The sequence below is a fragment of the Paenibacillus sp. VCA1 genome (genome assembly GCF_031583795.1).
Taxonomy (GTDB): domain Bacteria; phylum Bacillota; class Bacilli; order Paenibacillales; family Paenibacillaceae; genus Paenibacillus_AQ; species Paenibacillus_AQ albilobatus.
This window is the reverse complement of the sequence record NZ_JAVLSX010000015.1, coordinates 103,008-117,660: the sequence shown is the minus strand read 5'-3', so window position 1 is coordinate 117,660 and position 14,653 is coordinate 103,008. Positions and strand designations below refer to the sequence as shown.

The window sequence follows — 14,653 nt, the reverse complement described above, 5'->3', positions numbered from 1 at the left end:
CGTTAGCGACAGAAGATCAGAGTTATACCCTTGAATTATCGCCAATTTCCTATCCTTCGTAAATTTGGTCATAAAAAAACTGCACCTCCAACTGTTAGAGTGTGTCTAACAATTGGGGTGCAGTTCATATACGCAGCTTCGATGTAATCATTTTTGTCGTCTAACAAACGAAGGCATTCAGGTTTTAGCGGACAAGAAAAAGACTGCTGGTTCTGCCGGCAGCCCTGATTGAAACACGTGAACTTCATCTTTCATTTATTTTCCCTGCCATGCCAAACATACGAATATCGTACATGTCTATTTTGGATTTGACGATTGCATCAAGTATTTTCCCGTAATCGACTGATCCGCATGGACGATCTGCGCCGGCGTGCCCTCGAACACCACCTGGCCGCCCTTGCTGCCTCCGTCCGGTCCCATATCGATGATCCAATCCGCTTGGCTGATGACTTCGAGGTTATGCTCGATGACGATCACCGTATTGCCGGCCTCCACGAGGCGGTTCATGATCTCCAGCAGATGACCGATATCGGACATATGCAGTCCGGTCGTCGGCTCGTCCATGACATAAATGCTGCCTTTCTTATGCAGCTCGCTTGCCAGCTTGATGCGTTGGCATTCTCCACCTGAGAGCGTGCTGAGCGGCTGGCCGAGCGTAATATAATTCAAACCTACATCGCTCATCGCCTGCAGCTTGCGGACAACCTCTTTTAGCTGGAAAAATTCCAAAGCCTGCTCCACCGTCATCTCCAGCACTTCGGCGATGGACTTGCCGTTCAGCTTGTAGGCGAGCACCTCTTCCTTAAACCGTTTCCCTCCGCATGCTTCGCATGGCATCTCCACGCTTTCAAAGAATGAAAGATCCATGTACACGACGCCCAGCCCCTGACAGTGTTCGCAAGCACCCTTGGAGTTGAAACTGAACAAGCTTGGGCTCACCTTGTTCGCGGAAGCAAACGCCTTCCGCACATCATCCAGGATGCCCGTATAGGTCGCGGGATTCGAACGCGTCGATACACCTACCGCCGATTGGTCGATGACGACCGCATCCGGATGCTGGCTGAGGAATACTTCGTTAATCAACGTACTTTTGCCCGATCCCGCCACACCCGTAACGACGGTCAGCACTCCGGTCGGAATATCGACGCTGACGTTCCGAAGGTTGTGCAAAGTGGCATCCTTGATGGACAGTTTGCCGGATGGCTGCCTGCAATCTTGCTTCAGCTGAAGCGGCCGCTTCATATGGGTACCTGTCAATGTATCGGCCTCAAGCAAGCCTTGATAGCTTCCTTCATAAACGATGGTACCTCCGCGGCTGCCGGCGTAGGGACCGACGTCGACGATATGATCCGCCACTTTGATGACGTCGGGATCATGCTCGACGACAAGCACGGTATTCCCTTTGTCGCGCAGCTTCTGAAGCAGTTCATTTAAGCGGTGTACATCGCGGGGATGCAGGCCAACGCTGGGTTCATCGAAAATGTAGGTAACATCGACCAGGCTCCCGCTCAGGTGCTTTACCATCTTTACGCGCTGCGACTCCCCGCCGGACAATGTATCCGTCTCGCGGTCCAGCGTCAGGTAGTCAAGTCCGATATCCACGAGATGTTGCAGCCGCTCCGTCAGCGATTTGACCATCGGTGCGGCGGCAGCGTCGTCAATCTCCCGAATGACGCGGATAAGTTGTCCGACCTCCATGGAGGACAGCTCCGCAATGTTATGTCCATTGATCTTGCAGCCCAGCGCGGCTTGACTAAGCCTCGCGCCGCGACAGCTGGAGCAGGGACCCTCGGAGATGAACGGAGCGACGGTTTGCTGCGTGCGTTCGGACTTGGTTTTCAAGTCCTGTTTAATGTATTTGTTCGTAAACTTTTCGATGACGCCTTCCACGGTAATATTGGTGGCTTTTCCGGCGAAATCCATCTTCACCTTCCTTGCCTTGCCGTACAGCAGCTGCTCCAGGTCTTCAGCCGAATAATCGCTGAGTTTTTTATCAAGGTCAAAGGAACCTGACTGTACAAGCATATTCCATTCCCATCCGCCAACCGTATAGCCCGGCAGCATAATAGCCCCTTCATTAAGGGACTTGGTCATGTCCACCGCTTTGCTCATGTCGACGGTAAGGCTGCGGCCGATCCCGTTGCATTCGGGACACATGCCTTGCGGATCGTTAAACGAGAACATGTTCGCTCCCCCGACGTAGGGCTGACCTACTCGTGAAAAGAGGAGACGGAGAATGGGGGAAATATCGGTAATGGTGCCCATCGTGGAATGGGAACCGCCGCCCAACCGTTTCTGATCCACGATCACAGCCATACTCAAATTCTCGATCGCGTCCGCATCCGGCTGCGGATATTTGGGCAGGAACGTGCGCACGAACATGCTGAAATTCTCATTCAGCAATCGCGTTGATTCCGCGGCGATCGTATCGAAGACGATCGATGACTTGCCGGATCCGGATACCCCGGTAAATATCGTGATCTTCCGTTTGGGAATGCGCAAGGATACGTTCTTGAGATTGTTTTCTCTGGCGGCCGAAATTACGATGTATTCCTGATTCGATTCGCTCATGGCTATCATCCTTCCGTTCGTGTTTATTTCGATACGCATTCACACCGTACAAATGGTCCGAACTAGACTTAAACCGGCTGCAAAACCTATATGCGGCCGGTTTATGTTGATTCGGATCAAGCAAGTTTTTATTTATGTTTTAAACGCTTCAAATAACTCATTCCCTAACAGGCACCATTTTGTGCCGACTTGATTATAGGTAACTGCTTAGTGTCGTGTCAACAACTTTGTCTCTCATTCGGGCAGTAGAATAAGTGAAGCTTCGCCGGTTTCGCATTCTCCTTCTCCCTTTTTTTATGCATGATGTTGAATTCAAACCTGACAGGGTTACAAGTGGATTTTATACATCCATTCGTCGTTAACACTCTAAAATCATCCGAACTAGACATAAGCCGGCTGTAATACCTATATACAGCCGACTTATGTTAATTTCTGCCAAACGCGTGTAGTCGGAAGGCTATAAGCCTTTATTGCCGGCTCTTCAAACTCGTTTGATTGATCTTTTTAAACTGGTTTTACGGCACGTGTTGCAATAAAGCTGCTTGTATAACGATCCAAGAGTTTTTCTCCACCGAAAGTATCTTCATAAAACCCGACAATAACAAAGCCGGCGTCTATTTGGCCCTGTAACTGTTGCTCCAACGTATGTCCGTATTCAAGCGCTATGCCATTCTTGGCTATCTCTTCCTCTGACGAATAATCGAGTTCCGAATAGGGGATGGAATGTTTCACTTGAAGGATTCCTTTGTCTTGAAGGTCCCAGTCGAATAAATAAAAAACCGGATTCATAAAGCCGCTGATGAATATTCCCCCAGGCTTCAACACGCGAAACGCTTCTTGCCAGACCGGTTGAATATCCGGTACATACAGATTGGATACGGGATGTACGATTACATCGAACTGATCGGAAACAAACATGCTCAAATCGGTCATCGAACCGAGGACCGTTCGAATCGGCAGCTCATCGCGTTCCGCCACAAAAGCGTCCTGCATCAGCTGCGATTCCGAAAAATCCAACACGGTGACCTCTGCGCCGGCAGCAGCGAGTATCGGCCCTTGTTGTCCTCCACCTGAAGCAAGGCAGAGCACCTTTTTTCCTTGAAGGTCGGGAAACCATGTTTTGGGGACAGGTTTTACGCTTGTGACGACGATGCTCCAATCGCCGGCTCTTGCCTTTTGAATGTCTTCGCTGGTGACGGGAATCGTCCATCGATTTTGCTGCTGTACTTTTTCTTCCCAAATTTTTTTATTGTGATCGACGCTTTTCATGTCCGTAAACACGCTCCTTTATAAGAGATTTGGTCTTCCCTTTCCCTTTTTGCGGCTTATTTGGGAAGCGGATTTGATATTTGATGACTTCATTTTCTTCGGCAACTTTGGCCATCGATACGGTTCAACGTGTTTAAGCATAGCTAAGAAAAGTCGTCCCCACCGTTCTTCGTTTAAAGAAGAAATGGCTTCATAACGTTCCAATCCCAGCTCCTTCACCAGCTTTGCAATTTGCGGTGGCGTAAATATCTCTCCCATTGCTTCGAAAAACGGCAACTGCGGATAACGAAGCCCATAGGAAGCAAAAGCGCTGAACTTTCCCCAAAGGTGATGGGGAACCACCGGGTTCTTCTTTCTCGTAACCGTTACGACGGCTGAATCAACGCGCGGAGGCGGCGAAAAATTGCTTGGCGACACCGTCCGGGCAAGACGGATATCGTACCACATTCTCCATATTAAAATAAGCGGATTGGTCACAGGATCGGCAGTAAAGCGTTTTGCCGCCCCTTTCTCAATCATAAATGCGGCCCGCTGCAGCTGTGAAGGACTCCCCAAAAACTTTTCGAATATCGGGGTGGTAACGGAGTATGGTATATTCGCCACGATGCAAAAAGGACCTTTGGGAAGCTCAAACCGAAGAACATCCATTTCTTTTAACCTGATGTTTACTCCTTCTTTTATTTTTCTTTTTAGTTTCTGAACGCTAGCCGGATCATTTTCAATCGCGATGACAGTCCCCGCCTTCTCAGCCAAAGGAAAGGTTATTGCGCCTGTCCCTGCACCGATATCAATCACCGTATCGCCCCGCTGGACCCTAGCCAGATGAATCAATTCCTGAACCAAGGATTTATTTATTAGCAAATGTTGCCCGGAGAAGTTGGGCTTGTCTTTTTGATATCTTGTATTGTTTTTAGGCATAACAAAAACACCTCATTCATTCGTAATAGAAAATGAAAAAGGCACATCACAAATAAACCCGACAAGATATCGTTTAAAAACGAAATTGTGAATGAAGGGTTATAAATGTTCTGTACCTTTCATTAACGAATACGAATAAATGAGATGCAAAACATGAATGGCGACGCTCCTATGCCTTGAAATGCGAATACGAAATCATTTTAACATGGCGAATTGGGGCAATCAACTTAAAGCTTTTCGAATACTTGAGGTAGAAGCAATCCCCTTTTAAAAAGGCTATTTTCGGATATGACGTTGGCTTATAAATTTGAAAATATCATCAACTGCTTGCTGATATCCGCCTGCTATTCGAAAGGACTCGCTTATATGTCCAGCAGCTTCCTTGAAAGATGGTAAGCTTAACACATGATCTGCGGCTTCATGCAGCTGATTTGCCGTCAAGCTTTGCATTTGCAAAACAATGCCTGCTCCGATTTTGGCAACTTGGTCCGCAATGATCGGCTGATCCGCGCTGAGCGGGATGACGATAAGCGGAACACCGAAATAGAGACCTTCGTGGGCGCTGTTCATGCCACCATGCGTAATGAATAGTTTCGCGTATTGGAGTACATCCGTTTGCGGAACATAATTTTTGACGATGAAGTTTGCAGGAATTTCGCCTAGATCGGAAATGGCGGTTTTATTCCCGACTGACATGACGATTGTGTGGTCCGTGTTCCTGAACGCTTCAAAACAAAGCTTGTAGAAATCCATGGCTTGGTTAAGCACGGTACCCAGTGAAATATAGATCGTTTTTTTGTTCCGGATTGCCGCAAAGTCGAAGTTTTCTTGCATGGATCGCGAGGAGATGGATGGGCCTACAAAAGAATACGTTTGGTCGAATGTTTCCCCATCAGGTTGAAATTCCCTTGTCGTATAAACGATCGTAAGCGGAGCGGGATTACAAAACGCTTCATAGGGAGAATGGATCTCTGCACCGTATTTTTGCTGAATCATTGACGTCAGGCTTTGGTATATATCGTTGATGGGTTTAGTTGTTTCATCAGGAACATCGTTGAAAAATTGCTCTATCATGCGGTCGAAAGTTTGTTTGGACTGCGCAAAAGTACTGCAAGAGCTGATCGCAGGAAGCTTAAGAATTTGAGCCAGCAAACGACCGCAGCCGAACATGGAATCATGAATGATATAGTCAAAATGCTCCCCTTGGATCTGTTCAAGAACGCTGGGTATGACGATATCCGCAGTATGCAAAAGACCGTTGACTCGTTCAAGCAAATAATGTCTTCCACCTGATATAAATGCTTTTATAAATTTTTGATCGTCAAATGTCCGTACCGTAGCCCCCGTCTTCTCTATACGATCCCGAAATGCTTCGATACAAAAGTAAACGACCTCTTCTCCACGCGAAATCAGCTCCTGCACGACACCAATCGTTGGATTGATATGCCCTTCTGATCCCGCATTAATAAATAGAACTCTTGCCATCTTCAACACTCCTTTATGTATTCCCGTCTTTTAAGCAAGAGGCATGATCTTTCAAACCCTCTCTCGAATTCAAACCGTGGAATCAAGTTGATCATTCGGTACAGCAGATTTTCAGTACGCCAGTCTCCGTTTGCGTCATTAATGTATCCATCAAGCGACATCGTCATGCCTGAGATGACTTGGTTCAAGCTGTACCCCTTCGATTTTAAGACGCATACATATCTTTTAACATATAAGTGAAAAAAGGGATCTGTCTCTTATCTACCGGTCATCCGCAGCTTCTCCAAAAACAGCAGCAAAACGAGCCCCTGGCCGTAAAGCGTTGGAAAAGTCGGGACATGATCGTAAGCCTCGACGCTAGCCAGCACTGGCGTACCTCCCGAGACGCCAAGGACAGCGCCATCCTCACGAACTTGCGTGAGAACGGCTGCGACGGCGCGATCGGCGCTGGCCAAAGCCAATTCCGCAGGAATCCATCCGGCGCGTGCCGCTTTGTACAATCCGCAGGCGATGCCGGCGGAACCCGACGTCTCCTCATAAAAGTGAGGACGATCCAAGACCGTCGGCCACATGCCGCTCGCATTTTGACAGCGGACGAGCGCTTCCGCCAATCGCGAATAGCGTTCGCGGAACTCGCCGATGAGCTTCATGTCACCGCACAGTTCACTCGCCTCCTCTGCGATCATAGGCACGCCAACGGCGATCCAGGCGTTAGCCCGGTTCCACCGTGCGGCCGACATCCAATCGCCCGTCTTCTCGTTCCAACCGTGAAAGAGCAGCCCCGTCTCCTCGTCCTGCAGCATCTGAAGGTGCAGTAGCGTCTGGCTCATCGCTTCTTCCGCAAGCACTTTGCTCCCTGTTAAACGAGCCGTCCGGGCCAAGAAGAGGATGCCCATGAAGACGGTGTCCGCCCATACTTGCTCGCTAAACGAGGCGCTTTCGGTGACGGTATGCTCAAACGCACCATTCCTTGTTCGCGGCGCCTCCTTGATTAACCAAAGTGCCATCTCCTCTGCCTTGTCCTTGTAGAAGCGGTTACCGGTCTGCCGGTAGAGTAACGGGAATATCGCGTAGGGTGCGAGTGAGTTAATGACCTTTATGTTCTCGGACCCGCCAAGATTGCGCTCCGTCCAGACTTCCACCGCCTGTATCATCCCTCTCGCTCCGCAGAGGGCTCCGTAGTCTGCTGCGGCGATTAATCCGACGCCCGGATTCCAATCCCAGCGGTTCCGGTCCATCGCCCACTCGGCCCATTCGTGTCCGCCCCAGCTCTCCGGACCGCTGAACATCAGATAGCGGTAGACGCGGTCCGCCGCAGCTTTCAGATCCGTTTGCTTTATTTGCATTCCCTAATCGCTCCTTTATATGTAATTGTTTCGGTAGTCTGTAGGGGTCAGTCCGAACTGTTTCTTAAACGTTTCGCGAAAATGGTCCTGATCCGCATATCCGACCCGGTCGCATATCTCGTAAATCCGATTCGCGGGGTCCTTCAGCAGCCGGGCCGCCTCTTCCATGCGCAGCTTGACGATCCAATGGTTGATCGTCATGCCGGTCACTTCCTTGACCAGCGCGTTTACATACTTCTCGCTAAGGCCAACCTCATTGGCAACGTCCCAAAGCGCCAGATCCTTCCGCGAATAGTTTTCACGAATGGCCCGGACCGCTTGTTCGACGAGCTTCTTCTTCTTGAGGCTGCCGGTCCACTCAGCCATCGGCAGCGTCTGGGCCAAATTGGGCAGGCGATCCCGAAGCCTTTGTTCCATGAGCTCGACGCCACGCTGCTCCTCCCGCTCCTTGTGCAGCTCCGCAACGATTCTCGCGAATACTTGCTCGATCTCCTCCGGATCGATCGGCTTCATAATGTATTCCTGCACCTGCAGCTTGATCGCCTGCCGCGCGTACTCGAATTCGTTCAGACCCGACAGGATGATGCACCTTATGCCAGGCTTGCCGGCCCGGAACGCCTCAATCAGCTCCAGGCCGTTTCCCTTCGGCATGCCGATATCGGTGAGCAGCAGGTCCGGAGGATCGCGCTTCAGCCATTCGAGCGCTTCCTCTCCGTTCCTGGCGGCTCCGACGAGTTCAATGCCGAGCCGCTCCCAATCGATGGAGCGCGACAGCGTCTCCCGGACGAGTTTGACGTCCTCGGCGATCAGCAGTTTATACATCGGGCGATTCCTCCTCAGGATCGATTTGAACATGGGAACGCAGCGGGAGTACAACTTCAACGCATGTTCCTTCAACCACGTGCACGTAGCGCAGCCCATATCCAGACCCGCAGTGCAGTTGTATCCGCCGATGCACGTTCAGCGTTCCGTAACCGTTCTCGGCAGATGAGTTTGACGTTAAACCGTGTTCCCCCGACTCCTGCTCCCGCAGCACGCGGTTGCGCTCCTCTACGTTGCAGCCCTTTCCGTTGTCTTCAACGCGGAGAATAAGCCTATTTCCATCCGCGTGTGCGGAAATCGCGATCCGGCAATGGTCCGTTCGCCCGGCAAAGCCGTGAACGATGGCATTTTCCGCAAGCGGCTGCAGAATAAAGTGAGGAATGACGATATCTTGCAGATCGGAAGCGATATGAAACTCGGCGAGCAGATCGTCGTGCATCATTTGCTGGATGTGCAGATAGGCTTCCACTTGCTTGAACTCATTGTCCAGCGAGATCCACGTTCGGCCCCGGTTCAAACCGAATCGGAACACATTGGCCAGGGAGCGCACAATCGAGCTCGTCTCCCGGTCACCGGCCAAAATGGCACGGCAATTGATCAGATCGAGCGTATTGTATAGAAAATGAGGGTTGATCTGGGCATTCAGCAGTTCCAACTGAAGCTGGCGGCGCTCAATCTCCTCCTCAAAGCTCTTCTCAATCAGGCTGTGAAGCGTAACCAGCATGGACGCGAATTTCTCGTTCAGCGTTTCAACCTCGTGGATGCCTGACTTCAATTTGGGCAGCTGCTCACGGAATGCAAGCACTTCGGGACGCTGAACAGCGCTAACGAGCCGGGTGATCGGAACGGTCACCCGGATGACGATTCGCCGCAGCCACAGTCCCGCGATCAGCACGGCTGCGATGGCAGCCAAGGCGCCGATCGCCGAGATGGCAAACGTGTATCGTCCGAAGTGGCTCTTTGGAACGGCGGTCAGCAGCTTCCAGCCATTGTCCATTTTTACGCACGTGACGCGATGCAGCGTCCCTTCGACTTTTGCGTCGGCCGAACTTCCGTCGCAGGCGGCTGACCGCACGAACGGAAGCTCCCCGGCCGGTTCGAGAAATGCATACCGTTCGCTGAAAATGACACGGTCTTCTTCGTCCACCAAAAGGTGGAAGCCTGATGTCATTGCGGCGTTCTCGAACAGGCTGCGGATGCTTCCGGTATCCGCCCCGATCAAGACGGTTCCGATCACGCGGCCGTCTTTTGTGCTTATTTTCTTCGTCGCCGAATAGATCATCGCAGCCCCGGAGCGTCCAGTCTTCTGGCCCCACCAGACGTTGCGGCGCCCGCCGCCGATCAGAGCACGGTACCAGCTCTCGTTCTTCAGGTCCGTCGATTTAAAAATGCCGGTCACCGGGTCGAAGTGGTCGGTCGCGAGGGAATACAGGCCGCTCTCCGGCTCCAACGCGACGGCAACGACATACGTCTGTTGAACGATGCTGCCGGAATTATCATCATTCAGCAGCGACAAAAGCGACAGGTTCTGCAAATTCGTCTGCAGGGTGAAGAAATCGTTGACCGCTTCGTACGGCGCTGAATGCTCCGTTTCAAGCAAATTTTCGATCGATTGGTTAGACAGCAAAAACGCAGCCATATTGTTCATGGTGTCAAGCTGATACTCCAGATTGCGGTGCACGAACTTCATCGATTGTTCCGCCATCTGACGCGTATGATCATTTTGTACCCGGATAAGAATGTAGCTTGCCGAGGCGGCGAACAGAGCGATGACCGTCACGACCAGCGCAAAAACCGGCAGACTGATCCGAGCCAGCAAGCTGGTATGACGCTTATGGGTTATCATCGCCAAGCCCTCCCTTGCCAAATTGCTTTCCTTATACCTCCAAGTGAATCAAAATGTATAATAAGCGTGGAGGCGTACTCTTTATTTAGCTTCTTCCCTCTTACCGCCTAAATCTCCTGCATGGTCGGCGTGATGCTGGCGGCTTTGACCACCCAGTGTTCCTTTGAAACCGAAACGTTCCCTCATCGAACGGCAAAGCACCTCCCCAATGCTTCCGGCATGGCCGGAATGCACCAGGAAGGTTACCTACGTTCAGAGGTTTACTTGCCTGCTTTTTTCTGATAGGAAGCTTCAAGTTCACTTAGAATTTGATCGCCTCCTTGCGACTTCCACTTCTCCACGAATTCGTCGAACTTCTTGATGTCGGCGCCCATAATGATTTGAGTGAATACCGAATCACGCATCGTATCCAGCTCTGTCAGCTTGGCGATTTTCGTCGGCGATTCGAGGTAATTGGAAGCGTCGGTGATTTGATGCTCATTGTTGATCGCTACGCCGAGCGCTTCGGAGAACCGCAGCGGCAGCGATTCAAGGTAATGCGGCCAGCCCTTCAGTCCTGGAGCGAATAGATAGCTCTGCGTGCCTCTGAAGTTGCCGCTCGGGTCCTGCTGTGTCTTCGGATCGACGAGGGTCGTGTTCGTCTTAAGCTTCCCGTCTACGAGGGAATAGTCCTCGCCTTCAATTCCCCAGACGGTCAACATTTGGTTCTCCTCGGATAGTGAATCCTCAATGATCGACAGTACGCGCTTCGGATCCTTCGTTTTTGCGCTAATGGCGTTCATCTGCGAGAAGGGCGCACCCATAGGCGCAACAGCCGTGCCGTCCGTCCCCAGAAGAGACCCGGTCAAAGTTAAGTATTTGAAGGGCTGCTCAGCCTGGTTCGGGAGCGATCCGTCCTTCGCCAGTTTGCCGCTCTTGATCAGCTCATTGGTCTCGATCTGCGTATCGTAATCGCTGGCCGTCGACCACCAGCCCATCCAGGAGAACACCTTGCCGCTGAAAATTTTTGCCCGCAGCTGCTCTTCCTTAATCGTCGAAAACTCCTTGTCGATAAGCCCTTCCTTGTACATCTTCTGTAAAAACAGCAGCGCGTCCCGCATCCGGGGATCGATGTCATAGTTGCTGAATTTTCCATCCTTCTCCGTGAAAAAACCGGGTGTGACGCCAAACGCGCCAAACACGTTGTCGAAGGAATTGTTCGCGAATTTTACCTGTCCGATCTGGGACGTATAACCACCGAGCGGAATGACCTCCGGATGCTGCTCCTTGACCTTTTTCAGCAGGTTATAATATTCGTCCAGCGTCTTTGGTACGGAAACGCCTGCCTGCTCCATATAGTCCTTGCGCATGACCAAGTCCCAGCGGTACCCCGCCCCCGGCCCGCCCTGATACGGAATCCCGTAGATGCGGCCGTTTACCTTCGCCTGCTCGAACACGTCCGCCGGTACTTCCTTCATGATGTTCGGCGTGTCCTTTTCGTTAATCAGGTCGGTCAGATCAACGAAAGCGCCTTGCTGCGCGTATTTCTGAAAATCATCGGCAAAATCGATCCTCGTCACGTCCGGAATGTCGCTGCTCGCCATCTTCAGATTCAGCTTTGTTTTGTATTGCTGAACGTCGACCATTTCCGGAACGATCTTAATGTTCAGCTTGGCCTCGATCGCTTGTTTCACCGCGTCCTTCGACGGGTCATACGGCAGCGAAATATCCTGTGCCTTCAGCCACTTCAGTTCGTAAGGCGAATGATCCGCAGTCGCTTCAGGCGTTCCTGACGGGTTTCCCGGCTCAGGGCTAGCACTCCCGCCTTCATCGCTTTTGCTGCCGCATCCCGACAGCGTAAGCGTTCCCAATAACACAGCGGCGAGTACGCCGTAACCCCAGTGTTTCACTGTCTTTGACATATACAGACAACCCCCTGTAATCTTACAAAAATGGATTGTTACCCTTTAACTGAACCGATCAGCATGCCCTGTTCAAAATACTTCTGAATGAACGGATACAAAACCATCATCGGCAGCGCTACGATGACAATGGCCGCCATCTGGATTCCGATCGTGGGCGGCGGCGTTTTTCCTGCCGCTTCGAGCAATTCGGGCGGAAGGCTGGAACTCGAGATGATCGTGCGCAATACGAGCTGCACCGGTGCTTTGTGCCAGTCCGTGACATACAGAAGCGCATTGAAGAAATCGTTCCAGTACGTCACCATGTAGAGCAAGCCGATCGAGGCGATAACCGGCATCGACATCGGGAGAACGATCGAACGCAGCGTCCTAATCTCGGATGCCCCGTCGATTGCAGCGGATTCCTTCAGGCTGTCCGGAATACCTTCGAAGAAAGATTTCATAATGATCATATTAAAGGCACTAAAGGCCATGACCAAGATCAGCACGTAATCGGTATTCAGCAGTCCTAAATTTTTGATCGTGATATACGTCGGAATTAATCCGCCCTTGAACAACATCGTGAACACGAAGATCAGCATGATGATCCGCCGGCCGGGCAGCTTTTTCTCGGCTAGGGAGTAAGCAGCCGCAGCCGTGAGCAGAAGCGCAAACAGAACACCGGCGGCTGTATTGCGGATCGTCACCCCATAAGCGTTGTAGATGAGAGATCCCTTCTTGAGCAAGTAGGCGAAATAATCGAAGCTGAGCGATGTCGGAAACAGCACCAAACCGTTCTTTTCGCTGAAGATCGAGTAGGGCGTTACAGACACGCATAATACATACCAGAACGGAATCATGATGATGAGAGTGATGAGCGACAAAACGAAATAGTTGGTAGCGATAAAAATGGATTCGCCTCGAGTGAGCTTCACGATTCGGATTCTCCTTTGTCAGAAAATGCCGGAATCATTGATCCGCTTCGCGATCTGATTGGCGATAAGCACCATGACGAAGCCGATGATTCCCTTGATGACGTCTGCCGCCGCCGCGAGACTGAGGCTGAACTGCTCGATGCCTACCCGATAGATGTAGGTGTCGAGAATGTCGCCGACTTCGAACACCATCGGGTTGTACAGGTTGAGCACCTGGTCCAAACCGGCACTCATCAGATAGCCGACCCTTAGGATGAAAATGACGATAATCGTGCCGGATATGCCCGGGAGCGTGATGTGGATGATGCGTCGGAACCGCGTCGCTCCATCCATGACCGCAGCTTCGTACACTTCGGGATTAAGCCCGGCGATGGCTGCCAAATAAATAATCGCTGCCCAGCCCATCTCTTTCATGGCATCGGTGACGACGAGAATGATCCGAAAATACGCGGGCTCGACGAGCAGATATACGGGTTTGCCGCCAAACCATTCGACGATTTTGTTAATCACGCCGGTCTCCGGCGAAAGCAGCAGCGTAATGATGCCGCCGTAGACAACCCAGGACACGAAACGCGGCAGATAAACGGCAGTCTGCAGCGTCTTCTTGAACCACTTGGTCCGAATTTCGTTTAAAGACAGCGCTAACAAAATGGGACAGATAAATCCGCTAATCATCTTATACAGGCTGATGAGCAGTGTGTTGCGAAAAGCGTTCAGGAACATCTCCGATGCAAACAGCTCCCGGAAATGGGCGAAACCCACCCACTTGCTGGCCCCGAATCCTTGGATGACGTTGTAGTCCATGAACGCGATGCTGATGCCGTACAATGGCAAGTAATCGAACACAATGACCCAGGCCAGTGCCGGAAGCAGCAAGGCGTACAGCCATTTGTATTTCCATATCGTCCTCAGCAGCCGCCTTCGCGGCTTTTCCGTTCTAACGGGAATTCCCGCCGTAACGATTTCCATCGTCCCTCCTCCATCCTTCTTTCGATCCCGGCCAACCACATTACCTGTACGATATTATACCTGCCGCATGCAGGATAGCCGGGTTGCGGCAATCCATTCGTAGCAGGAACGGCGGTTCGAAGGCTGAACACCGATTTTTGTTCCGCCGCTGCCCTCCGGAATGGAAGTGCTTACATCTTTAAGGATACCGGCATCCTTGATCGTCGAAAACCGGAGCGAAGGATGATAATACCGGGGAAAAGTCCGAAAATCCGGCAATGTTATTCTAAGATTATAGTAATAGCAGCCTGACCATAGGGCCAGCACCATATGAATAAGATACAAGTATGGCATTCCATTCCGCGGTTCGACCGCCGGTTGACTTATTCTAAAATACATCTGTAATCAACAATATAACCCCATCCTGACACGTCATTGTTCAATGATCACGCCAGGTTGCGGAAGAATGTTTATAAGCCTCAATATATTGATTACAATGTATAGAATGCAATAACTTTATGAACTGGATATAAACGATTGGTTTTTATAGAAAAATAGCGAAACCCGCGGTGTTCTAGCATCCGCAAAGTTTCGCTACACATGATAACAAGAACCGATTTCCCCTCTACTGAT

The 14,653-nt window shown here is 51.0% G+C and carries 10 protein-coding genes; all 10 read right to left on the bottom strand.

Translation table 11 applies throughout. The annotated features are described in order from the left end of the window. Positions 1–297 precede the first annotated feature (297 nt). A complete protein-coding gene (locus RJP21_RS26795) occupies positions 298–2,571 on the bottom strand; it encodes an ATP-binding cassette domain-containing protein (RefSeq protein ID WP_310862002.1) in 2,274 nt (757 codons plus the stop codon). 504 nt (positions 2,572–3,075) lie between these two features. After that, positions 3,076–3,840, bottom strand: a complete 765-nt coding sequence (locus RJP21_RS26790) for a class I SAM-dependent methyltransferase (RefSeq protein WP_310862001.1) — start codon at positions 3,838–3,840, stop codon at positions 3,076–3,078. A gap of 18 nt (positions 3,841–3,858) precedes the next feature. After that, positions 3,859–4,758, bottom strand: a complete 900-nt coding sequence (erm, locus tag RJP21_RS26785; RefSeq protein ID WP_310862000.1) for a 23S ribosomal RNA methyltransferase Erm — start codon at positions 4,756–4,758, stop codon at positions 3,859–3,861. Positions 4,759–5,034: 276 nt separating this feature from the next. Further along, entirely contained in the window at positions 5,035–6,243 is a 1,209-nt protein-coding gene (locus tag RJP21_RS26780) for a macrolide family glycosyltransferase (protein ID WP_310861999.1), read from the bottom strand. Positions 6,244–6,500: 257 nt separating this feature from the next. Then, complete coding sequence (locus RJP21_RS26775) at positions 6,501–7,589, bottom strand: glycoside hydrolase family 88/105 protein (protein ID WP_310861998.1); 1,089 nt, start codon at positions 7,587–7,589, stop codon at positions 6,501–6,503. 15 nt (positions 7,590–7,604) lie between these two features. Then, a complete protein-coding gene (locus tag RJP21_RS26770; protein WP_310861997.1) occupies positions 7,605–8,411 on the bottom strand; it encodes a response regulator transcription factor in 807 nt (268 codons plus the stop codon). Next, a complete protein-coding gene (locus tag RJP21_RS26765) occupies positions 8,404–10,257 on the bottom strand; it encodes a cache domain-containing sensor histidine kinase (protein ID WP_310861996.1) in 1,854 nt (617 codons plus the stop codon). The genes RJP21_RS26770 and RJP21_RS26765 overlap by 8 nt, the downstream gene beginning before the upstream one ends. 260 nt (positions 10,258–10,517) lie before the next feature. After that, positions 10,518–12,158, bottom strand: coding sequence for an extracellular solute-binding protein (locus RJP21_RS26760; RefSeq protein WP_310861995.1), 1,641 nt, complete (start codon positions 12,156–12,158; stop codon positions 10,518–10,520). Positions 12,159–12,196: 38 nt separating this feature from the next. Continuing rightward, entirely contained in the window at positions 12,197–13,072 is an 876-nt protein-coding gene (locus RJP21_RS26755; protein ID WP_310861994.1) for a carbohydrate ABC transporter permease, read from the bottom strand. An 18-nt stretch (positions 13,073–13,090) separates the two neighbouring features. Continuing rightward, positions 13,091–14,041: an ABC transporter permease gene (locus tag RJP21_RS26750; RefSeq protein ID WP_310861993.1), complete on the bottom strand. Its 951-nt coding sequence runs from the start codon at positions 14,039–14,041 to the stop codon at positions 13,091–13,093. Positions 14,042–14,653 lie beyond the last annotated feature (612 nt).